This is a genomic window from Corynebacterium sp. HMSC072D12, assembly GCF_001813925.1.
In the GTDB taxonomy this organism is placed as follows: domain Bacteria; phylum Actinomycetota; class Actinomycetes; order Mycobacteriales; family Mycobacteriaceae; genus Corynebacterium; species Corynebacterium aurimucosum.
Genome location: NZ_KV814385.1, coordinates 93,281 through 113,623 on the forward strand (window position 1 = coordinate 93,281; position 20,343 = coordinate 113,623).

General features: G+C 61.0%; 20 protein-coding genes. 13 read left to right on the plus strand and 7 right to left on the minus strand.

The annotated features are described in order from the left end of the window. Positions 1-18 precede the first annotated feature (18 nt). The 4 genes from metG to HMPREF2943_RS02320 all read left to right on the plus strand — a co-directional run bounded on the left by metG (position 19) and on the right by HMPREF2943_RS02320 (position 3,727). Positions 19-1,851: a methionine--tRNA ligase gene (gene metG, locus HMPREF2943_RS02305; RefSeq protein ID WP_070646144.1), complete on the plus strand. Its 1,833-nt coding sequence runs from the start codon at positions 19-21 to the stop codon at positions 1,849-1,851. A gap of 4 nt (positions 1,852-1,855) precedes the next feature. Next, positions 1,856-3,049 (plus strand): MFS transporter, encoded by a 1,194-nt coding sequence (locus tag HMPREF2943_RS02310; protein ID WP_070710678.1) that lies wholly within the window; start codon positions 1,856-1,858, stop codon positions 3,047-3,049. A 101-nt stretch (positions 3,050-3,150) separates the two neighbouring features. Then, the gene (locus HMPREF2943_RS02315; RefSeq protein ID WP_070710679.1) at positions 3,151-3,432 is read left to right on the plus strand and encodes a type II toxin-antitoxin system RelE/ParE family toxin; all 282 of its coding nucleotides are present in this window, start codon (positions 3,151-3,153) and stop codon (positions 3,430-3,432) included. 34 nt (positions 3,433-3,466) lie between these two features. Continuing rightward, complete coding sequence (locus HMPREF2943_RS02320) at positions 3,467-3,727, plus strand: HigA family addiction module antitoxin (protein WP_070447199.1); 261 nt, start codon at positions 3,467-3,469, stop codon at positions 3,725-3,727. Positions 3,728-3,881: 154 nt separating this feature from the next. Here the strand turns inward: HMPREF2943_RS02320 and HMPREF2943_RS02325 are convergent, their stop codons facing one another. Together HMPREF2943_RS02325 and HMPREF2943_RS02330 are read right to left on the minus strand one after the other, a co-directional pair. After that, on the minus strand, positions 3,882-4,385 hold the full coding sequence (locus tag HMPREF2943_RS02325) for a GNAT family N-acetyltransferase (RefSeq protein ID WP_070710680.1): 504 nt from the start codon (positions 4,383-4,385) through the stop codon (positions 3,882-3,884). Between the two features lie 8 nt (positions 4,386-4,393). Then, positions 4,394-4,888 (minus strand): GNAT family N-acetyltransferase, encoded by a 495-nt coding sequence (locus HMPREF2943_RS02330; RefSeq protein ID WP_083276487.1) that lies wholly within the window; start codon positions 4,886-4,888, stop codon positions 4,394-4,396. 24 nt (positions 4,889-4,912) lie between these two features. Here HMPREF2943_RS02330 and HMPREF2943_RS02335 point away from each other — a divergent pair, with 24 nt between their 5' ends. The 5 genes from HMPREF2943_RS02335 (at position 4,913) to HMPREF2943_RS02355 (ending at position 10,834) form a co-directional block, all read left to right on the plus strand. After that, on the plus strand, positions 4,913-5,737 hold the full coding sequence (locus HMPREF2943_RS02335) for a TatD family hydrolase (RefSeq protein WP_070710681.1): 825 nt from the start codon (positions 4,913-4,915) through the stop codon (positions 5,735-5,737). Positions 5,738-5,981: 244 nt separating this feature from the next. Continuing rightward, positions 5,982-7,130: a resuscitation-promoting factor gene (locus HMPREF2943_RS02340; RefSeq protein WP_070646153.1), complete on the plus strand. Its 1,149-nt coding sequence runs from the start codon at positions 5,982-5,984 to the stop codon at positions 7,128-7,130. 33 nt (positions 7,131-7,163) lie between these two features. Continuing rightward, positions 7,164-8,006: a 16S rRNA (adenine(1518)-N(6)/adenine(1519)-N(6))-dimethyltransferase RsmA gene (gene rsmA / locus HMPREF2943_RS02345; protein ID WP_070710682.1), complete on the plus strand. Its 843-nt coding sequence runs from the start codon at positions 7,164-7,166 to the stop codon at positions 8,004-8,006. Continuing rightward, entirely contained in the window at positions 8,003-8,941 is a 939-nt protein-coding gene (locus tag HMPREF2943_RS02350; RefSeq protein WP_070710683.1) for a 4-(cytidine 5'-diphospho)-2-C-methyl-D-erythritol kinase, read from the plus strand. The genes rsmA and HMPREF2943_RS02350 overlap by 4 nt, the downstream gene beginning before the upstream one ends. 57 nt (positions 8,942-8,998) lie before the next feature. After that, positions 8,999-10,834, plus strand: a complete 1,836-nt coding sequence (locus HMPREF2943_RS02355) for an ABC-F family ATP-binding cassette domain-containing protein (RefSeq protein WP_070710684.1) — start codon at positions 8,999-9,001, stop codon at positions 10,832-10,834. 22 nt (positions 10,835-10,856) lie between these two features. Here HMPREF2943_RS02355 and HMPREF2943_RS02360 read toward each other — a convergent pair whose 3' ends face one another. Further along, positions 10,857-11,771: an AEC family transporter gene (locus HMPREF2943_RS02360; RefSeq protein WP_070447185.1), complete on the minus strand. Its 915-nt coding sequence runs from the start codon at positions 11,769-11,771 to the stop codon at positions 10,857-10,859. Between the two features lie 158 nt (positions 11,772-11,929). Here HMPREF2943_RS02360 and HMPREF2943_RS02365 point away from each other — a divergent pair, with 158 nt between their 5' ends. Further along, positions 11,930-12,517 carry a hypothetical protein gene (locus HMPREF2943_RS02365; protein ID WP_246817251.1) on the plus strand — a complete coding sequence of 196 codons (588 nt, stop codon included), beginning with the start codon at positions 11,930-11,932 and terminating at the stop codon, positions 12,515-12,517. A 98-nt stretch (positions 12,518-12,615) separates the two neighbouring features. Further along, positions 12,616-12,936: a putative quinol monooxygenase gene (locus HMPREF2943_RS02370; protein ID WP_070447180.1), complete on the plus strand. Its 321-nt coding sequence runs from the start codon at positions 12,616-12,618 to the stop codon at positions 12,934-12,936. Between the two features lie 72 nt (positions 12,937-13,008). On the opposite strand, the gene HMPREF2943_RS12555 is transcribed toward HMPREF2943_RS02370, so the two are convergent. After that, positions 13,009-15,591, minus strand: a complete 2,583-nt coding sequence (locus HMPREF2943_RS12555) for an acyltransferase family protein (RefSeq protein WP_246817252.1) — start codon at positions 15,589-15,591, stop codon at positions 13,009-13,011. A 157-nt stretch (positions 15,592-15,748) separates the two neighbouring features. Between HMPREF2943_RS12555 and HMPREF2943_RS12560 the strand changes: the two genes are divergently transcribed. Continuing rightward, the gene (locus tag HMPREF2943_RS12560; protein WP_210399710.1) at positions 15,749-16,021 is read left to right on the plus strand and encodes a hypothetical protein; all 273 of its coding nucleotides are present in this window, start codon (positions 15,749-15,751) and stop codon (positions 16,019-16,021) included. Positions 16,022-16,081: 60 nt separating this feature from the next. Here HMPREF2943_RS12560 and HMPREF2943_RS02380 read toward each other — a convergent pair whose 3' ends face one another. Next, positions 16,082-16,879, minus strand: coding sequence for an HAD family hydrolase (locus HMPREF2943_RS02380; RefSeq protein ID WP_256380930.1), 798 nt, complete (start codon positions 16,877-16,879; stop codon positions 16,082-16,084). A 97-nt stretch (positions 16,880-16,976) separates the two neighbouring features. On the opposite strand from HMPREF2943_RS02380, the gene HMPREF2943_RS02385 reads away from it, so the two are divergent. Then, positions 16,977-18,011: an enoyl-CoA hydratase/isomerase family protein gene (locus HMPREF2943_RS02385; protein WP_070447176.1), complete on the plus strand. Its 1,035-nt coding sequence runs from the start codon at positions 16,977-16,979 to the stop codon at positions 18,009-18,011. A 7-nt stretch (positions 18,012-18,018) separates the two neighbouring features. Here HMPREF2943_RS02385 and HMPREF2943_RS02390 read toward each other — a convergent pair whose 3' ends face one another. Together HMPREF2943_RS02390 and HMPREF2943_RS02395 are read right to left on the minus strand one after the other, a co-directional pair. Then, entirely contained in the window at positions 18,019-19,179 is a 1,161-nt protein-coding gene (locus HMPREF2943_RS02390; RefSeq protein ID WP_070710687.1) for a DUF6882 domain-containing protein, read from the minus strand. Further along, complete coding sequence (locus HMPREF2943_RS02395) at positions 19,179-20,342, minus strand: glycosyltransferase family 4 protein (RefSeq protein WP_070710688.1); 1,164 nt, start codon at positions 20,340-20,342, stop codon at positions 19,179-19,181. Before HMPREF2943_RS02395 ends, HMPREF2943_RS02390 begins: the two co-directional genes overlap by 1 nt. Position 20,343 lies beyond the last annotated feature (1 nt).

The window sequence follows — 20,343 nt, forward strand, 5'->3', positions numbered from 1 at the left end:
TTCGATAGAGTAGAGGCCATGACTGAGACAGTTGTCGTTAATGTTGCTTGGCCCTATGCCAACGGACCCCGCCACATCGGACACGTGGCGGGTTTCGGCGTTCCTTCCGACGTGTTCGCCCGCTTCCAGCGAATGCGTGGCAACGACGTCCTCATGGTTTCCGGTACCGACGAGCACGGCACCCCGCTGCTCGTGCAAGCGGATAAGGAAGGCGTGACGGTTCGTGAACTGGCGGATCGCTACAACCGTCAGATTGTCACTGATCTGGCTGGGCTCGGCCTGTCTTATGATCTCTTTACCCGCACCACCACCCGCAACCACTACGCCGTGGTGCAGGAGCTGTTCAAGGGGCTGTACGAGAACGGCTACATGCTTAAGGAGACCACCCAAGGCGCTATTTCGCCGTCCACGGGCCGTACCTTGCCCGACCGTTATATCGAGGGCACCTGCCCGCTGTGTGGCGCCGAAGGCGCGCGCGGTGACCAGTGCGATAACTGCGGCAACCAGCTCGATCCGGTAGATCTCATCAACCCGGTGTCCAAGATCAACGGTGAAACCCCAGAGTTCATCGATACCGAGCATTTCCTGCTGGACCTGCCTGCGGTCAAGGACGTCCTCGAAGAGTGGCTGAAGACCCGTGAGGATTGGCGCCCGAACGTCCTCAAGTTCTCCCTTAACCTGCTGGAGGATATGCGCCCGCGCACCATGACCCGCGATATCGACTGGGGTATTCCCATCCCGGTGGAAGGCTGGGAGGACAACGGCGCGAAGAAGCTCTATGTGTGGTTCGACGCGGTGATTGGTTACCTGTCTTCTTCCATCGAGTGGGCCCACCGTACCGGTAACCCGGAGGCCTGGAAGGACTACTGGCAGAACCCGCAGGCGCGTCACTACTACTTCCAGGGCAAGGACAACATCACCTTCCACTCCCAAATCTGGCCAGCGGAACTCTTGGGTTACGCGGGCAAAGGCTCCAAGGGCGGTGAGCTGCACACCTATGGTGAGCTCAACCTGCCGACGGAGATTGTGTCTTCGGAATACCTGACCATGTCTGGTTCTAAGTTCTCCTCCTCCAAGGGCGTCGTTATCTACGTCAAGGACTTCCTGGAGGAGTTCGGCCCGGATGCGCTGCGCTACTTCATTGCCGTGGCTGGCCCGGAAAACAACGACACCGACTTCACCTGGGATGAGTTCGTGCGCCGCATCAACAACGAGCTTGCGAACGGCTGGGGCAACCTGGTCAACCGCACGGTGTCGATGGCCCACAAGAACTTCGGCGAGGTCCCGGCTCCTGCGGCGCTGGAGCCGGCAGACAAGGACATACTGGCGCTGGCGGAGGAGACCTTCACCACCGCCGCGGAATTCCTCGAGCAGTCCAAGTTCAAGCAGGCCATGACCGCCATCATGCACGTCGTCGGCGAGGCCAATGCCTACGTTGCTGCGATGGAGCCGTGGAAGCTGGCCAAGGATGAGACTCAGCGGGAGCGTCTGGCCACCGTGTTGTGGACCGCACTGCAGGTGGTCTCCGACTGCAACGTGATGCTGACTCCGTTCCTACCCTTCACCGCACAGAAAGTGCACGAGACCCTGGGGCGTGAGGGCGTCTGGGCCGCACAGCCGCGCATTGAGGACGTGGTCGATGATATGCCGGTCGAGCTCGTTGGCGTAGACCTCCCGCCGGAGAACCATCCCTACCCGATCATCACCGGTGACTACTCGGCGCAGCAGGCTGCGTGGAAGCGTGTCGACATTACTCCGGGTACTGCGCTGCAGAAGCCGAAGCCGTTGGTGGCTAAGCTCGATCCGGAGCTCGGTGAGACCGGCCCAGAGTGGGCCCCGGTTCAGAAGTAAAGGCGTGGGCTCGGCGTTTCGGCGCTCCCTGGCGCCCGTCCTACTCTTTGTCGTTGTCTGTCTGACCGCGCTAAACCTGCGTTCGGGCATTGCCTCCGTGGCACCGGTGCTGGGGCAGATCCAGGACTTCTTCGGGATTAGCTCCGGCCAGGCGGGTTTGCTTACCGCACTTCCGGGGCTGTGCTTCGCGGCCATGGGTTTGGCAGCGGTTCCCCTCGCGCGCCGCGTGGGGCTAAGCCGTACCTTGGCCGGCGGCACGCTGGCCTTGGTCGTGGGGCTTGGCTTGCGTCCATGGGTAAGTAGCTTTTCGCTTTTCGTAGCGCTTACCCTATGCGTTGTTGCCGGCATCGCGCTGGCAAATGTGCTGCTTCCCGCATGGATCAAGCAGCATGGGTCGGGCCGCACGCTGGTGGCGCTGATGACCACCTACACGACGATGTTGGGCGTTTCCAGCGCCCTCGGCCCGCTGTCCGCGGTGACACAAAAATCGTGGCAAGGTGCGTTGTGGATCTGGTGTCTTCCCGCCATTGCCCAGTTAGTGGCTTGGATAGTGGTCCTTCCGCAGGCTGGAAGGGACGTCGCCCACGGAACGGTTGATGGCGCGGGCGCGCAACGTCCCATGTTCACCTCGCCCACAGCGGTGGCCATGCTCTTTTTCTTTGGATTGCAGTCCACCATGGCCTATGTCCAGATGGGCTGGCTACCGCGCATGCTGGTGGAAAAAGGCGTGGGTGAGAACACCGCCAGCGTGGCACTTGCCGTCATCGGTGTCTTCAACATTGCCGGCGGCGTTGTCATGCCGTGGCTCATTTCTCGCTTGGACCGCCTCACACCCGTACCTATTGTGCTGGCGCTATGCACATGCGCTGGGTGGGGTGGGGTTCTCGTGGCTGCGGACGCCGCCCCGCTGGCCTGGGCCAGCCTCATGGGGATCGGCGGCATGTGTTTCCCGCTGGCGCTGGCGCTGCTCACCGCCCGCACGCGGAGCGCGCTGACGACCGCGCGGTTGTCCGGCTTCGTTCAGCCGGGCGGCTACATCCTAGCGGGCCTGGTACCGCTGTCCGTGGGAGTGGTGCGCGGGGCCACCGGCGATTGGACCGCTGTGCTTATTGGACTCATGGTGCTCAGCTTGTGCATGCTAGTCGCGGGCCTGCGTGCGACGACGCATGTCTACATCGACGACGAGCTCGCCGCCTAGCCGGTTCTCGACAGTTGGGGTAGCTTTTGTGTTACAACGTTAGATAGAGTTAACGTCTCGCGTTATTGACGTGTTGCGTTATAGGGGGGTATGGTGCGTTTATGATTCAGTCGTTCGCGGATAGGGCCACTGAGCGTCTATGGAATCGAGAGAGGGTGCTCTCGATTGATTCACGTATTCACTCGGTAGCTCTTCGCAAGCTGAGGCAATTGGGCTACGTTCAGAGGCTCGATGAGCTTCGGATTCCTCCAGGAAATAGGCTCGAAGCTTTGAAGGGCGATCGGCGGGGTCAATATAGTATTCGTATCAATGACCAATGGCGGATCTGCTTCCGGTGGATCGCTTTAGGGTCAGAGGAGGTTGAGATCGTTGACTACCACTAACAAGCTCCCCCCGGTGCACCCAGGTGAAATCCTTATGGAGGACTTTCTCAAGGGCATGGGGATTACCCAACACAAACTCGCTGTTTCGATAGGGGTCCCGCCTCGACGTATTAACGAAATCGTCCACGGAAAGCGGGCTATTACCGCCGATACGGCTCTTCGCCTTGCCAAGTACTTTGGAATGTCCCCACAATTTTGGCTCGGGCTGCAGACTCACTACGACTTGGATGTCGCAGAAGACAAAATTCTTGCTGAGTTGGACGATATTGTGCCGCTTCAGGCAGCGTCGGCTTAACACGTTTGCCGTCTGTGACCGCGTAGCGCAGGATAAGTTGTTTAAGCCGAAGTCGCCGTTGTTGCCAAAGTTTCCCGCTTTGCCTCAAGATCTGGCCAGATCTTTGGCAACAATGGCAGTGCCGTCACTGAGGCGGGGCGTCAATCAAGCCGCTTTAGGGGCGGTCGAAGTCGTGCTGTAGGTGCACCAGACCGAGGCGGACACCATCCTTGGTGTGGATATTGGGCATGCGGCCGGTCTCCACGAAGCCAAACTTCTTATGCAGAGCAATGGAGGACTCGTTGGTGTCCACGATGTAGGTAATCATCGTCTCCACGTAGTCATTTTCCTTCGCGTGATCCATGAGCGTGTCCATGAGCTCGCTGCCCACGCCCTTGCCGCGCGCAGACTCCGCAATATAGATAGAGTCCTCCGCCGTGCCGTAGTAGATAGCCGGGGTGACAAACTGGAAGTAGGCGGCCCAGCCAACGATTTCGTCGTCGTCCACGGCCACATAGACGGGAAAACCTTCCTCCTCCATCTGCGTGAGCCACTTTTCGCGGTCCTCTACGGACTCCTGCCAGGTGACGAGGTTAGTGGCCGGCTTCGCAGCGGAGGCGGCATTGTAGATGGCGGAGATTGCGGGGGCGTCGGCAAGCTCTGCGGGACGAACGTGCATGATGTTCCTTAAACCATGAGTTGCAAGTGGGTGAGGTCTATCCAGCGCCCAGCTTTGCGGCTGACTTCTTTTAACGTTCCTACAGTGGCAAAGCCGAACTTCTCATGCAACTTGATGGATGCGGCGTTGTCGGCCACGATGAGTGCCAGCAGCGTATGGACCTGCTCCGCCTCGCGGGCATGCTGAACTACTGCATCAAGCAAGCGCGTGCCTACCCCGCGGCCGTGGGCGGTGGGTTCAACGTAGATCGTCGTCTCGTAGCAGCCCAGCCACACCTTCGGATCGCGGTAAGGGCGGTAGAGCGCCCAACCCAGATAGGTTCCGCCATCATCGAAAGCCACAAAACAAGGGCAGTTCTCGCGGCGCAACCGGTGCAGGTACTTGGTACGTTCCTCAACGGTGGCGGGTTCGCTGCGAAAAATGAAGTGGGTCTCCCGGATAGCCCAATTCAGGGTGGCGGTCATTGCGGGGACGTCGGCGTCCGTCGCTTCACGGATAATCATGCGCGCAAGACTACACTCGCAGCCATGTCTAAGAAGAAGCCACGCCCCACGCCCGTGCCCGCCGAAGGTATGAGCCAGCTTATCGACGCCCATACGCACCTCGCCTCCTGCCGCGACGCCGACGCTGACCTTGTTGCCCGCGCTCATGCTGCTGGAGTTGAGCGCATCGTCACCGTGGGTGATGGTTTGGCCGAGGCGGAGAAGGCTTTGGCCGCAGCACACGAGTTCGACAACGTGTATGCGGCCTGCGCGATTCACCCGACGAAGGCTCAAGAACTCGATGAGGCCGCCCGCGCGCGCCTGATCGAGATGGCAGCGGCCCCACGCTGCGTGGCCATTGGGGAAACGGGGTTGGATACCTACTGGATTCACCACGAGCCGGAGCGCACCGCACCCCTTGAGGTCCAAGAGGAAGCGCTGCGCTGGCACGCCGAGTTGGCGGCGAAGGTGGGCAAGACACTGATGATCCACAATCGTGAGGCTGATGAAGATCTTATGCGCGTACTGGGGGAGTGCGCCCAGGCGCCGAAGGTGATGTTGCACTGTTTCTCTTCAACGTTGGAGGTAGCCAAAGAAGCCCTTGAGCGCGGTTATGTTCTTTCCTTCGCTGGCAATGTGACTTTCAAGCGCAACGAAGAAATGCGCCAGGCCGCAGCGCTTGCCCCAGCCGGCCAACTGCTCATTGAGACGGATGCGCCGTATATGACACCGGAGCCTTTCCGCGGTGCGCGCAACGAACCATCCTTGATCGGACACACCTATCGCTGCGTGGCCGAAGCGCGCGGTCAAAAGGTGGAGGATTTGGCTGCCGAGGTGACTGATACCTTCGCGCAGGTCTTCGGAGTGTGACGATTCTCACCCAACGCAAAAGTGCTGCTCATAGGTGGCGTGCGTGCTTGTTGTGGCAAGTGTGTTGCTAGTGGTCCTGGCGTGTACATACGTCTCGATCGTTGAGTTCTGTTACCGTATCGTTATTCAAAGTTAGTCCGGCCTTGATGTTGCCGGCCGGCGCGCCCAGAGTGCGCCATGACAGGTGCCAAAGGTAGGAAGCTGCCTTTCGTGCACACAGCATCGCAGAGACGAGTAAAGGTTTATGTCCCCGAAGAAGCAGATCAAGCGAATCAATAACTCCCGCTCCTTGCCGCTGCGCATGGCCACCGGCGGTGTGCTCGGCACCCTTGCCGTGGGTGGTGTTGTTGCCGTTGGTGCCCAGAAGGACATCACGCTCGACGTCAATGGTGAGACCACCGAGCTGGCTACCTTCGCTGGCGATGTCAACGCCGCTCTCGAAGCTGCGGGCGTCAACGTCGGGGGAGAAGACGTTGTTTATCCCGCGCTGTCAGAGCAGGTTTCCGACGGTGATTCGATCACCGTTCGTACCGCTAAGCCGGTTGCGGTGACCATCGATGGTGTTGAAAAGCAGCTTTCCTCCACTGAACTCACGGTCTCTGACCTATTGGGCGGCCTCGATGGTATCGCCCCGGGAGCTGCCATCACTTCCGGCTCCAAGACCGTGAAGGAGGATGAAACGGTGACTGAGGGCATGAACCTTGAGGTTACGTCCCCGAAGATCATCAAGATTTCTGACGGCGGTTCCGTCTCCTACGCCAGCGTTGCCGCTAAAACCGTGGAAGACGTGCTGGAAGCCCGTGGAATTTCCGTGGGCAAGGATGACCGAGTATCCCCAGCGTTGGATACCCCGGTTAAGGCCGGCACGGCCATCACTGTGGACCGCGTCGAGATTTCCGAGGAAGAAAAGACCGAAGACTTCGATGCCCCCGCCGACTTTGTCGACGATCCTGAGTTGGAAGAGGGAACCGAGGAAGTCCGCGAGGAAGGCACCCCTGGTTCCCGTACCGTGACCCGCAAGATTGTGAAGGTCAACGGTAAGGAAGAGTCCAACGAGATCATCAAGGAAGACGTCCGCAATGAGGCCGTCGCCGCCGTGATCGCGCGCGGCACCAAGCCCAAGTCCACCGCCCCGGCCGTTGCCGAGGGCTCCGTGTGGGATGCCCTGGCGCAGTGTGAAGCTACCGGCAACTGGTCCATCAACACCGGCAACGGTTTCTCCGGTGGTCTGCAGTTCACCCCGTCGACCTGGGCTGCTTTTGGCGGAACCGAGTACGCCCCGCAGGCATGGCAGGCCTCCCGCGAGCAGCAGATTGCTGTGGCCCAGAAGGTTCAGGCCGCACAGGGCTGGGGTGCATGGCCCGCCTGCACCTCGAAGCTTGGTCTGCGCTAAAGCTTCCGAGCCGCGCGTATTAGTCTGGATGACATGACACAACCCCACCTGCTGGGCCCGGTGGAAATCCGCGAGCTCGCCGCTGAGCTCGATGTGACGCCGACGAAGAAGCTGGGCCAGAACTTTCTCCATGACCCCAACACCATCCGGCGCATTGTTGCCGCTGCGGACCTGAGTCCGGAGGATCGCGTGGTGGAAGTCGGCCCTGGTCTGGGTTCGCTGACCTTGGGGCTGTTGGGGGAGGTGGAGCACGTCACGGCAGTTGAGATTGACCCGCGTCTGGCAGGCAAGCTTCCGGACACTGTGGCCGCGCGGGCGGCCGACTTTGCGGAGCGCCTCACCGTGGTGGAGAAGGATGCACTCACCGTTGAGGCGGGGGAGCTGGGGGAGCCGACCGCCTTGGTGGCCAACCTGCCCTATAACGTGGCGGTGCCGGTGCTGCTCCACCTGTTGGAGGTCTACCCATCGATTCGCCGTGTTCTGGTCATGGTGCAGCTGGAGGTAGCTGAGCGCCTCGCCGCCGCGCCGGGCAGCAAGGTCTATGGCATACCTAGTGTGAAAGCATCTTTTTATGGCCCCGTCCGCCAAGCCGGCACGATTGGCAAGAACGTGTTTTGGCCGGCACCCAAGATCGAGTCAGGACTGGTGCGTATCGACTGCACCCGCCCTTTCGACGAGGAGCTGCGACCACGGCTCTTTGCGCTGATCGACGCCGCCTTTGCCCAACGCCGCAAAACGCTTCGCGCCGCCTTAGCGGGCTTTTATGGTTCCGCCGCGGCAGCAGAGGAAGCGTTACGCGCGGCGGAAATCGATCCGCGCCTGCGCGGTGAGAAGCTGGGCGTGGAGGACTTCGTTCGATTGGCGGAAGTCTCATGAGCAAGACGGTAAACGAGTCCCCGCAGCTTTGGCAGGCGCGCGCCCACGCCAAGGTCAACCTACACTTGGGCGTCGGTGAGGCCCGCGCGGATGGTTTCCACGAGCTAGCTACCGTCTTCCAGTCTCTCGACGTGCACGATCGCGTGAGCTACCGCTGGAGCGAGGGAAGCACCGTGGAAGTCACCGGCAATCATGCGAAGGGCGTTCCGGCAACGACCGAGAATCTGGCTTGGCGCGCGGTGGAATTGGTGGCACAGAACCTCATGCTGCCGGCTGCTGGAACGCTCACGATGGAAAAGAGTATCCCGGCCGCCGGCGGCATGGCTGGCGGTTCTGCCGATGCCGCCGCAGCCCTGCTTCTGGCTAATCAGGCGTTGGGTACCGAGTTTGGCCGCGAGCCGCTCAGTATGGAGAAGCTCTACGAGCTTGCCGCGGAGCTGGGTTCCGACGTTCCCTTTACCCTCATGGGTGGCACGGCCTTGGGGCGCGGGCGCGGCGAGCTCTTGACGCCGATGCTCTCGCGTGGGCGCTATATCTGGGCAATCATCACCAATGCGGAGGGCTTGTCAACGCCCTCTGTCTTCCGCAAGCTGGACGAATTGCGCGCTGCCGGCCGGGGAAGCACACCGCATCTCGACACTGAAGCCGTGGGGCAAGCCCTCGTGGGCGGCAACCCTCGCGAGCTCGCCGCGGTGATGCACAACGACCTCCAACCAGCAGCCCTTTCGCTACGCCCAGACCTGCGCAAGATTCTTGATACTGGTGAGTCCGCCGGCGCCCTCAATGGGATTGTCTCCGGCTCTGGGCCAACCTGTGCCTTCCTCTGTGAAGATGAGGAGACCGCGCAGGAAGTGGTGGCCCAGGTCTGCGCCGATAACCGCGGCACCAATGGCCTAGTGACCACGGGACCGGCGTCAGGCGCCACCCTGTTGTAGGGGCAGCGGCTGCGTTCTTCGTTCAGCCACGCTGAGACACTAAGATGAACTCTCGATATGGCGAACCTCATTAACCTTGAAAATGTAACCAAGTCCTTTGGTCTCAAGACCCTGCTGGACGGGGTCTCCCTCGGCGTGCAAACCGGTGATCGTATCGGCATCGTCGGCGTCAACGGCGGCGGCAAAACCACGCTGCTGGAAGTTCTCACCGGCATCGAATCCCCGGACTCGGGCCGTGTGTCCCACAATTCGGATTTGCGCATGGCGGTGGTAACCCAGCGCTTTGAGCTGGAGGAGTCGCTCACCATCGCCCAGGTCATCATCGAGCCGCTTGGGTTGGAGACATTCGAATGGGCGTCTAATGCCAAGGTGCGCGATGTCCTCGGTGGCCTCGGCATCGTTGACCTAGGGCTAGACACCCCTGTGGGCTCGCTCTCTGGTGGTGAGCGCCGCCGCGTCAACCTGGCCGCCGCACTTGTTCAAGACCTCGATATTGTGGTGCTCGATGAGCCGACCAACCACCTTGACGTCGAAGGCGTGCAATGGTTGGCCAGCCACTTGCTTTCGCGCAAGCTGGCGGTCGTCGTCGTCACGCACGATCGCTGGTTCCTCGACACCGTCGCCACCACGACCTGGGAGGTGCACGATGGTGTCGTCGATGCTTACGAGGGTGGCTATAACGACTGGACCTTTGCCCGCGCCGAGCGTGCCCGCCAAGCTGATGCTATCGAGCAGCGCCGGCAGAACTTGGCGCGCAAAGAGCTGGCGTGGCTGCGCCGCGGGGCACCGGCCCGTACCTCGAAGCCGCGCTACCGCATTGAGGCGGCTGAGGCACTCATCGCGGATGTTCCTGCGCCGCGTGACAAGGTTGAGCTCATGGCCTTCTCTAAGCAGCGCCAGGGGCGCGTCGTCATTGAGCTTGAGGATGCCAAGGTCACAACCCCGGATGGCCGCACGCTGGTGGATCACCTCACCTGGCGGCTGGCGCCGGGCGAGCGCATCGGCCTCGTCGGTGTTAACGGTTCGGGCAAGACCACGCTGCTGCGCGCCCTTGCGGGTGAAGTAGGGCTCGCCGCCGGCAAGCGCATCGAGGGCAAGACCGTGCGGCTGGGCTGGCTTCGCCAAGAACTCGATGACTTGGATCCGCAGCGCCGGCTTCTCGACGCCGTCGAGGACGTCGCCACCTACGTCCACCTGGGAAAGAAGGAGCTCTCCGCCTCTCAGCTGGCTGAACGCCTGGGCTTTTCCGCCAAGCGCCAGCGCACGCCGGTCGGCGATCTTTCCGGTGGTGAGCGCCGCCGCCTGCAGCTGACCCGCGTGCTCATGGCAGAGCCGAATGTGCTGCTTCTCGACGAGCCCACGAACGATCTCGACATCGATACTCTTCAGGAGCTGGAGTCTCTTCTAGATTCGTGGCCCGGCACCCTGGTGGTGATTTCCCACGATCGTTACCTCATCGAGCGCATCGCCGATAACACGTATGCGCTGTTTGGGGATGGCAAGCTCACCAACCTGCCGGGAGGCATTGAGGAATACTTGCGTCGCCGCCAAGAAATGGAAGCTGCCACCGCCCGCGGCGTTCTCGACTTGGGGGAGAGCTCCAAGAACACCGACGAACAAAGCGCGGAAGCCGCCCCGACCAAGCGTTTGAGCTCTCAGGAAGAGCGCGAGCTGACCAAGAAAATGAATGCGCTGGAACGCAAGATGAGCAAGCTCGACGACAAGACCGCGAAGCTGAATGAAAAGATGGCACAAGCCGCGGAGAAGATGTCCTCTGGTGAGGGGGAAAGTGGTGAGCTAGCGAAGCTCGACACCGAGCTCAAAGCCGTTGCCGCCGAGCGCGAAGAACTCGAGATGGAGTGGCTGGAGCTGGGGGAGAAGCTCGAAGGCTAGTGCTTGACGGTTTGGCCTAGCCCTACCCAAAGAACCCGGCGATAGCCAGCATGGCCGGCAGGGAGAGGAAGGTGGTGAGGAAGACCGTATCGCGCGCCACCGTTTCTCCCGATTGGTAGGTCGCGGCATAGTTGTAGACGTTCTGCGCGGTCGGAAGCGCGGCCAAGATGAGCGCTGCGTAAAGCTCGTTGCCGCTCAGCCCCAAGGCTAGGCCTGCCGCTAAGGCGATGGCTGGCATGGCAATGAGCTTAAGAACCGTGGCGGTAATCGTCGGCAGGCGGTCGTTGGTCAGCAACCCTTTACCTGTAAGGGAGGCTCCGAAACTCATGAGGATCATCGGAATGGAAGCACCACCGAGGATCTCGAGGGGTGCCATGATGACATCGGGGACCTGCCAGCCAGCTGCAGAAACGATGAAGCCGGCGATGGCCGCGATGACGACAGGTGCCGTAAGTCCGGAAACCACGGAGCTGGCGATCGAACGCAGGCTTGTCCCCTGAGCGTTGAGGCCGGCGATGATGAAGGGGGAGAGTACCGCCATCTGGAGTACGAGTGCTGGCACCACAAAGGTGGCATCACCGATGACATAGGTCGCGATGGGCAGTCCAATGTTGACGGAGTTGTAATAGCTTGCCGCTGCCGCACCGGCCATCGTTTCTGCTCCGCTTCGCCGGAAGAACAGTGCGCTGAGCAACCCATACAGTGCCATCGTGGTGACTGAAGCAATCGCAATGACAGCGACAACGGGAGAGGTGAAGGCAGAGGTATCTGAGGTGGCCACGCTGGAAAAAATCAGCGCCGGGGTGGCTGCCCAGAACGCTGTGCGGTTGAACTGCAGGCGCGCCTCGCCCTCGCCAATAACGCCTCGGTGAGCCAAGAAGAAGCCCACCCCGATAACCACAAAAATGATGGCGAAGCCGGTTAAGACGTCCAGCAACAGTGATCAACCTTTCGAATAATTGTGAAAGCTAGCCTTCGGTCATTCTTTCACGTCGTGGCGCTGACGCCGGCAGGGGATAACAAAGTGGTATCGAAAATCCCCTAGAACCGAGCAGACCTTCACTGCGCTCGCAGTTGTATGGCACGGTAGAAGGCATGAATTCCTTCCGTCGTGTTTCCCGCCTGTCCGCTACTGCCGCCGTGGCAGCATCCCTTAGCGCCGCTTTGTCGGTCTCCGCGGCCCAGGCCGCCCCGGTCAACTTTTCCTCCGCACAGCCGCAGGAACTGAACCAGCTGTCCTCCCAGGCCGTTGAGCAGGTCAACTCTTTAGAGATCGAGCTGCCTGCGCAGGCTTATGACCTGGCCAAGCAGTACAACGTCCAGCTGCCAGGCTTCATCAAGAAGCCGACCCCGGCCGTGGCAAATGAGCTTGTCGGTGCAACCCACGCCCACCTGCTGAAGCAGGGCCACCACGAGGATGCCAACGCCAAGAACATTGCCCAGGAGTGGGCAAACCAGGCCGCGGCTGGCAAGGTCACCTTCCAAGACAATGTTGGCGATGGCCTGACTCACCTGGAAGAGGGCAGCGGCAACATCTACAAGCTCACTGAGTCGGAAGCGAAGGACCGCGTGAACTGGCTCAACCGCGACGTGCCCGTGACCAAGACCGATGGCACCGGTTTCGGCGTATCCCAGGCCTTTGATGGCACCCACGTCTACGTAGCGGAGTACTTCTTCAACTAAGCCGCCGCGCGGTTTATGAAAGCCGCCCTAGCAGAAGGCCCTGCCGCCTCAGGCAGGGCCTTCTGCACGTTTTCGTGGAGAGCGTTACAGTGGGGCACATGATTTTGATCAACGTACAGTTCCACGTTAAGCCCGAGTACGCGGATACCTTCCTGGACGAGATTGACTGGTACACCAAAGCATGCCAGGCAGAGCCCGGCTGCATCGACTTCAAGTGGTTCCGCGATCCGGAAGACAAGCAGCGCTTCCTGCTGCTTGAGTCCTACAAGGATGGCACTGACGTCGACCACGTCAACACCGAGCACTTCAAGCGCTCCTGCGAGGAGTTCCCGAAGTACCTGGTGGAGACCCCGGACATCATCAATACTTCCATTCCAGGTAAGACGGAGTGGGATAAGATGGCTGAATTCTCGGTCTAAACCGCATGCTTAAACAAAAGCCGCCCAGCTGTGAAGCTGGGCGGCTTTTCGTGATTCTTAGGTCTTTGTCGCTTAGCTGGAGCACACTGTAGTGAGGTTCTTCTCCCCGTCTGCGTACTGTTCGAGGGCGGCGTACAGAGCATCCGCGTACAGGTGCGCGCCTTCGGGTAGCGGGTGTACACCGTCGTCGTAAAGCATGGCAGGATTCTCCTGCGCTACTCCGCACCAGTCTGCGATATAGACGTTGTCGTGCGTCGTTGCGGCCTCGATGATTTCGGCGCGCGCCGGCCCCATCCAATCGCGCTCACCGTAAGGCAACACGAGGACCAGTGTGCGCTCGGAGCCAACGATGTCGATGAGCTCGTCCATTTGGCCCTCAAACGTAGCTCCGTTGGTGCCCAAGCCCATAAATACGGTGGAGCGCAACTGCCCGGAATCCTTCAGCCCCTGAACCACGGGCAGGGCTGCCGAATAGTGGCGGGAGATAGCAGCGTCGATACTGATACCCGGGAAACGCTCACTAAGTGCTTCGGAAGCAGCAAGCATGACAGAATCACCGATCGCACTGATTTCGTTGCCAGTGGGTATCGCGCGCTTCTCCTTCGGCTTTGCAGTTTCCGAGGGCTGTGCCGGAGCGGAGCTAGCAGCCTGCTCGTTGGACTGCGCCATGCGCTCGAGCTCGCGCTCTAGTTCGCTCTTATCCTCCGAGGTCACCAGAGCATAGCCCACACCGAGTAGAGATAGCACGACGATGACGGGGACTGCAGGCCACAGGGCCTTGCCAAAGCCATCCTTAATCTCCTCCATGCTGGGGCGTGCCGACCAATAGGCATGCCACGTGGGGCGGAATCCGGCGCGGCGGAAGGGGTTTTCTACAAACTGGTAGGTCACCTCTGCCAGCAAGCAGCTCAGCGGAAGGCAAAGGAGACCCAGGAGCCACGAAGGGGCATCGGACAGCGCGTGGACAATCATGACTACCGGCCAGTGCCAGAGGTACAAAGAGAAGGAACGCTGTCCCAGCCAGCGCATCACGCGGGTGCGGAAAATCCAGGTGAGGGGGCCGGTTTCCCGCACCACTCCCCAAATCATCGCCGCGCCGAGCACACTGGTGAGGACCAAACCACCGCGGTAGGTGAATTCGCGGTCCGCGCCCATCCATACCAGTTGGGCAAGGTAAGCAACTAGTGCGAGAGTTCCAACGGCACCGGCAAGAGTGCCCTTGTTTGCTGCCGGCCAAGAGTCGGCGTCGACGTCCTTGTCGGTGGAGGTCAAAAGCAGGGACAACATTGCGCCAATGAGGAGACCGAAGGCATGGGTATCGGTTCCGTAGTACACACGGGTGGGATCCTCGCCCGGGGTGAAGATGAGCGCCATCGCGACGGCCGAAGCAATCGTGAGGATCAGCGATACCGCGATGGGCAGACGCTTGGGCTTGCGGCGGGAAATGGCAAAGATGCCAAACATCAGCAGGGGCCAAATCAGATAGAACTGTTCCTCGACGGCCAAGGACCAATAGTGCGCGAAGACCTGCACTTCATTTGGCGCAAAGTAGGTTTGGCTGGTGGCGATTTGGGTCCAGTTGTTGACAAAGAAGAAGGTGCCCAAGAATTGCTGGCGGATGCCTACTGCTAGGTCGCCGCCGATGAGGGCCACAATCGCAGTACATATCGAGAGGACCACGAGGGCGGCGGGGAGAATGCGCCGGAAACGGCGGATCCAAAAATCCTTGAGGCTGATGCGCCCAGTCGCGTTGAATTCACGGACCAGCAGCGAGGTAATGAGGAAGCCGGAAAGGACAAAGAACATGTCCACGCCGAGGTAACCGCCGGGGAGGATATCCCCGAAGAAGTGATAGATCACTACGGCGAGCACCGCGAGACCACGCAGACCATCCAAGCCCGGTACTTGACGCAGCCGGGCGCGTCGACGGCGTGGTTTGGTTGCAGGTGCAGTTGTAGACGGGGCGGCTGTGCTGCGGGCGGATGCACTGGCAGCGGCAGGAGCCGTGGCGGGGGCCGTAGCCGCAGTGGCGGACGTCGCGCTTGCCGTTGCGGCGCCTACCGCTGCCGCGGTTGCAGTTGCCGGAGCCGCGGCAGCAGCAGTGGATTCTTTCGCTACTGGCCGCTTTGCTGAACGGCGCTTTTCTTGTTTTGTGCTCAGCACCCCGACGGACTGTGAGCGACGAGCCAGAGCCCGCGAAATCTCATTCTCGGGCCCGGCGGTTTCTTTTTTCTTTTTTTCCTTTCCCTTTCCCGGTTCTTTGGCCTGTTCAGGTGCCTCGGCCTTGATGGCCTCAGTGCGCTGGGCTTTTTGGCGCTCTTCGCCCTGTGCAGGATTCTTAGTAGGTTTGGGAGTCTTTTCTTTGTGTGCAGCCGGTGCCGGAGTCGAGGCCGGCTTCTGTGTTGTGGCAGCTGTAGGGGACTTTGCCGCAGCGGGCTGGGAACCTGGTGTGGCGGCCGGAGTCTTGCTGGCACGGCTGGTCTCCGAGACCTTGTTTCCCGGAACAGAAGTCTTGTTCTGCTGCTCAGAACCTGTTTTCTGCGGGGCAGGGCTCTGCGTGATCGGGCGGCGAGGGACGGTGCGTCGTGGGCCCCGGCGGCCAGTCGAGACTACGTCAGCCTCCTCGCGGGCTTTGACGAGTTTGGCCTTCTTCACCGCCGCAGCTTTGGGAAGGGCGCTCGGCGACAAGTCCAGGGTGAAGTCTTCCGCTGGCCGTGGGCGCACGCGGCCAGGCCGCGCGGCTGGGCGCTGAGTGCTGGGCCGCTGAGCTCTGGGCGTAGCGCTTTTATCCGAGGTGGTGGGCTCGGCGGGAGTGGTCGACTTTCCAGGCTTCGTGGTGTCAGTAGGTGCGGGGGATGGAGAAGCCGATGAGGGCTTGACAGCCGTAGTGGACTTAGTAGACGCGGCTGAGACTTTAGATGCAGTAGTCGACGTTGAAGAAGGCTTCTGTGAAGCGGAAGGGGAGTCCGGAGTGGAACTCGATGTGGATGATTCGCCTTTTGCCAAGCGTGACACCATCGACCGCAAAAACTTCTTCACTTCACACTCCGCAGGTAGACACCGTGGTTCGGATACTGAGGCTTAGTAACCCGAGTAATCCTACTCTGTGCGCGTGGCTAGTCGGTCAAGGAGTCAGGGGAGCGTGTTAGGTGCGCAAAAGCTGGCGAAGCACGGTGCTGACGCCGTTGTCAGTATTGGGAGGGGCAATGATGTCCGCTAGGTCTTTCAGCTGCGGATGTGCGTTCTCCATCGCGACGGCTGTCCCGGCAGCGCGCAGCATTTCGAGATCATTGAGGTAGTCACCGAAGGCCACGGTGGCGGTGATGGGTACGTTGGCGAGTTCAGCGAGCTTGACTAAGGCTGCACCTTTATCCACGCCGCGAGCCATGACATCGAGCCAGACTTTGCCCGATACCGCCACGTTGTCTTCCGGGACAGCGCGGACAATGGGTTTGTAGATGTGTGCCTCTGAACCGGATTCGCAGAAGATGGCGATCTTGATGATGTTGCTATCGGGGACGGCGTCTAGGTCATCGACCCACGTGACCGCCTTGTAGTACTTGGAGATCTCTGCGCAGGCTGCATCGGATGCATCCCGCCCGACATAGGCGGTTTCAGGTGAGCACAGCACCACGGTGTGCTCCACATCCATGGCTGCTGAGGCCTCGCGTGCTGAGTGCACGGTCGCTTCCGGGAGCGGGAATGTCGCAATGATGTCGCCACCACGCATGACTACTGAGCCATTTTCAGCGATGAAGGTTTCGCCTTGCGGGAACATCTGCTTGAGTGTTGCCAGTTGGCGCCCTGAGGCCGGAACTAGCTCGCATCCACGGTGCGCGGCAAGCTCCTGCAGCTCCGCGAAGTCCGCTGGTAGTTGGCCGTGGGCATCGAGGAGCGTGCCGTCCATGTCAAGAGCAACAAGTTGTGGGAGCAAGAAAGTCACACCAATCTAAATGGGTTGGGCTAAAAGCAGAAACCATGTCCAAGGTAGCGCCAAAAATAGGTGGCTGAAACATTTGTGATATGGAACACTGGTGCGCATGACTATGACTGATCCAGTACTCGTTTCTGTCCGCAACCGTACCGGAGTCCTTGAACTCAATCGCCCGAAGGCTCTGAATTCTTTGAACCCGGAGATGATTGACATCATCCGCCGCTCCCTCGAAGCGTGGGCGCAGGATGACGAGATTGAGCAAGTCCTGATTCATTCCAACAGCCCCAAAGCTTTTTGCGCCGGTGGCGATGTGCGCCACGCCCGTGAGGGAATCGCGGAAGGAAAATTGGAGGAAGTCGATGCCTTCTTCGCCAGCGAGTACCTCACCAACGGTGATATCGCCGAGTTCCCGAAGCCCTATATTGCCGTCATCGACGGGGTTGTGATGGGTGGTGGATTGGGTATCTCCATGCATGGTTCGCACCGCGTGGTAACTGAGAAGGCCTTCGCCTCGATGCCGGAGATGAATATCGGCTACGTCACGGACGTGGGAGTGGCCTATGCAGCGCAGCGCATGGTGGGCACACGCGGAGTAGCTTCGCCGGGCTTGGCAAAATTCTGGGGGCTCAGCGGCTACCGCATGTATGCCGCGGACATGCTGTGGACGGGTGTCGCAACCCACGTGGTTAAGGATGCCGCTGAGTTGATTGAGGCAGCTATCGAGCGGGGCATCGACGCCGCACTGGAGGATCTAGCTTTGCCGGCACCACAACAGCCGGCGCCGTTGGAGCAGGTAGCCAAAGACTTGGAGGAGACCTTCGCGCTGCCGACGTGGGAGGAGATTTCCGCGGAGCTCGACAAGCGCCCAACCATTGCCGGCGAAGTACGCCGCCTCATGGCCGCCGCCTGTCCAGCCGCCATCGTTGCGGCCAATGAGCTTTATGAGGCGGAGGCTGCTGTCGACGATATCCGCGAGGCCCTCCTACTGGAGCTCAAGCTGGGCATGCACATGTACCGCCGCCCCGATTTTTCCGAAGGCGTGCGCGCGGTGCTGGTGGACAAGACCCAGGATGCTGCGTTTAACCCAGCGACCACCGAGGAGGTTGACGCCGAAGAATTCCGCGCAGTGTTGAACTCCTAGTTAGGACTTATAGGCCACGTGCCTGCTGATAGGCGGCGCGCGCCCGGTGTTCATCCACTCCTTCAGGCACGGCAACGTTAAGGGTGGCCTGCGTGGCGGCCGGGGTCGGTGCGGGCAGATGGAAGGCAGGGGCATCGGTCAGCGCCAGCCCCCGGCGACCATCGGGCAGCTGCACAGGCAATAGGGTCCACAGCCCCAAGACCGGCATGGCTAACTGCGGCAGGCGCACCGAGCGCGCTTCGGGGATCGACACACGGGCGCGAATCAGCTCGGGGAGAGCATTGTCATAGCCGAAGCGGCGCAGGTTCGCCGCTGCTTGGGCGGACATGGAACTAGATAGCTCGTCCGCCCATGCCCAGGTGAACGTGTCCGTGGATGCGTCGAGAGTAGCAATGAGGTGGGCGGGAACCGTGAGCGAACCATAATCAGAGTTCACCACGGTGCGAGACGTGCCAGGGTCGAGGTCCGCAGACAGGTTGGGGAAGCGGGCCTCCAAGAAGAAATTATGCTCGGTGGCAAGAAAGTGGGCGTCAGCCAATACATCGCGTGCGCTAAGCCCGGCCTGGCCTGAGGGGTGGGGAAGGGCCGCGATCCGAGTGCCGTGGAAGCGCGCGAGGCCTTCTGCTGCCACCGGTGCCACGCCTAGATAGGAGGCGAGCTCAGAGGTAGCAAGGCGCTCGTCGACGCCCCCTTCGACATCCCCCGAGCGTTCGAGCCCGGCCAGGATGCTGACACGGGGATCTGGGTGGAGCTCCGTGAAATCGACGGCGACGAGTGCTTCGCCCTCACCCTGTGGGACGCGGAGAACGGGCCGGTCACCCACCAACCGCCGCGCTAAGCCGCGAAGCAGGGTGGAATCGGGCTGTGGTCCGTGGAACTGAGGTTGGGGCGCTTGTTCCGTCAAACCCGTGGCCCAGTGCAGCTGTCCATCCTGGATGGTGGCTAGACGCAGTCCATCGAAGTCATAGCTCCCTGAATCAGTACTAAAGCGCACCACCGCGCGCTGGTCTTGGTCTGGCTGCGCTGCTTGTCGGGCTTCGGGGGCGGGGGCAGCGGGCGTGAAGTTCACTTCGACGTCGCGCACGTCGCCCAAGCGGGACGTAAACGTGGCGTCGATGCCGGCTTGGATAAAAGCGCCTGCGGAGTACAGGTTCTGGGCGGAATCCATTAGTGCTCCTTGACTTCGTTTTCTTCCCTGCGGAAGGGGTGTTCGATAGCCTCCTCGTAGGCGTGGAGGAGGGCTTGGGTGGATTCTACCCAGGAATACTTTTCAGCCTCGCGGCGGGCGGCAGCGCCCATCGTCTCCCGGCGGGCAGGGTCTTCGAGGAGTCCGACCGTGGCGCGGGCCCAGGCCTCATCATTGGCGTCGGGAGCGATGAGGTGCCCGGTCACGCCTTCTTCAATGACGAAGGGGATACCACCGGCATTCGTGCCGACGACCGGCACGCCCGAGGCGAAGGACTCGAGTGCTACCAGCCCCAAAGTCTCCGTGGCGGAGGGGAAGAGGAAGACATCCCCCACGGCGAATGCAGCGGCGAGCTCCTCGCCAGACAGGTAGCCGGTGAACACTGTGTGCGCAGGATCGAAGCTAGCCTTGAGCTCCTCCAAAGCGGGACCATCGCCAACGATGGCCAGGCGGGCGTCGCTAAGCTGTGCCCGCACTAGCTGCATCACGTGGTCGAGGCGCTCCAAGTCCTTCTCCTTGGAAACACGCCCGATATAGGTCACCAGCGGGGCATCCGGGTTACCACCGGCGAGGCGCTCGCGCATCTGTGCTGTGGCGCGGTCAGGGTGATAGGTCTGCGTATCCACCGCCTTGGGCCACAACTGCACGTTGCGGATCCCCATCGTCCGAGCCTTATCCACCATGGGGCCAGAGGTGCACAGGTTCACCGCCGCCTGGTTGTGCAGGTACTTCAGAGCGGCCTCAGTCAGCGGGCGGGTCCATCCGATGCCCAGCGCATCGACATACTCGGGGACATTGGTATGGAAGCTGGCCACCAGCGGCACGGCATCGCGCTGCGCGGCGAAGACGCCGAGGGCTGCAGTCCAAATGGGGTTGACCGCGTGGATGACATCGGGATCGAAATCTCGGATCTCCTTGAAGAATTTCCACGAAGGCAGGCCAAACTTGATCTCCGGGTAGACCCACAGCGACAGACTGGGGATGCGGGTGACCTCGAAGCCGGCATAGGAGTCAGGAGCCTTGCCCGTGGCAAAAATCCGGACCTCGTGGCCTATCGCGGCCAACTGGTCCAGCGTGCGCGTCAGGCGCGTGACCACGCCGTCGATCTTGGGCAGGAAGACCTCAGTAACGATAGCGATGCGCACG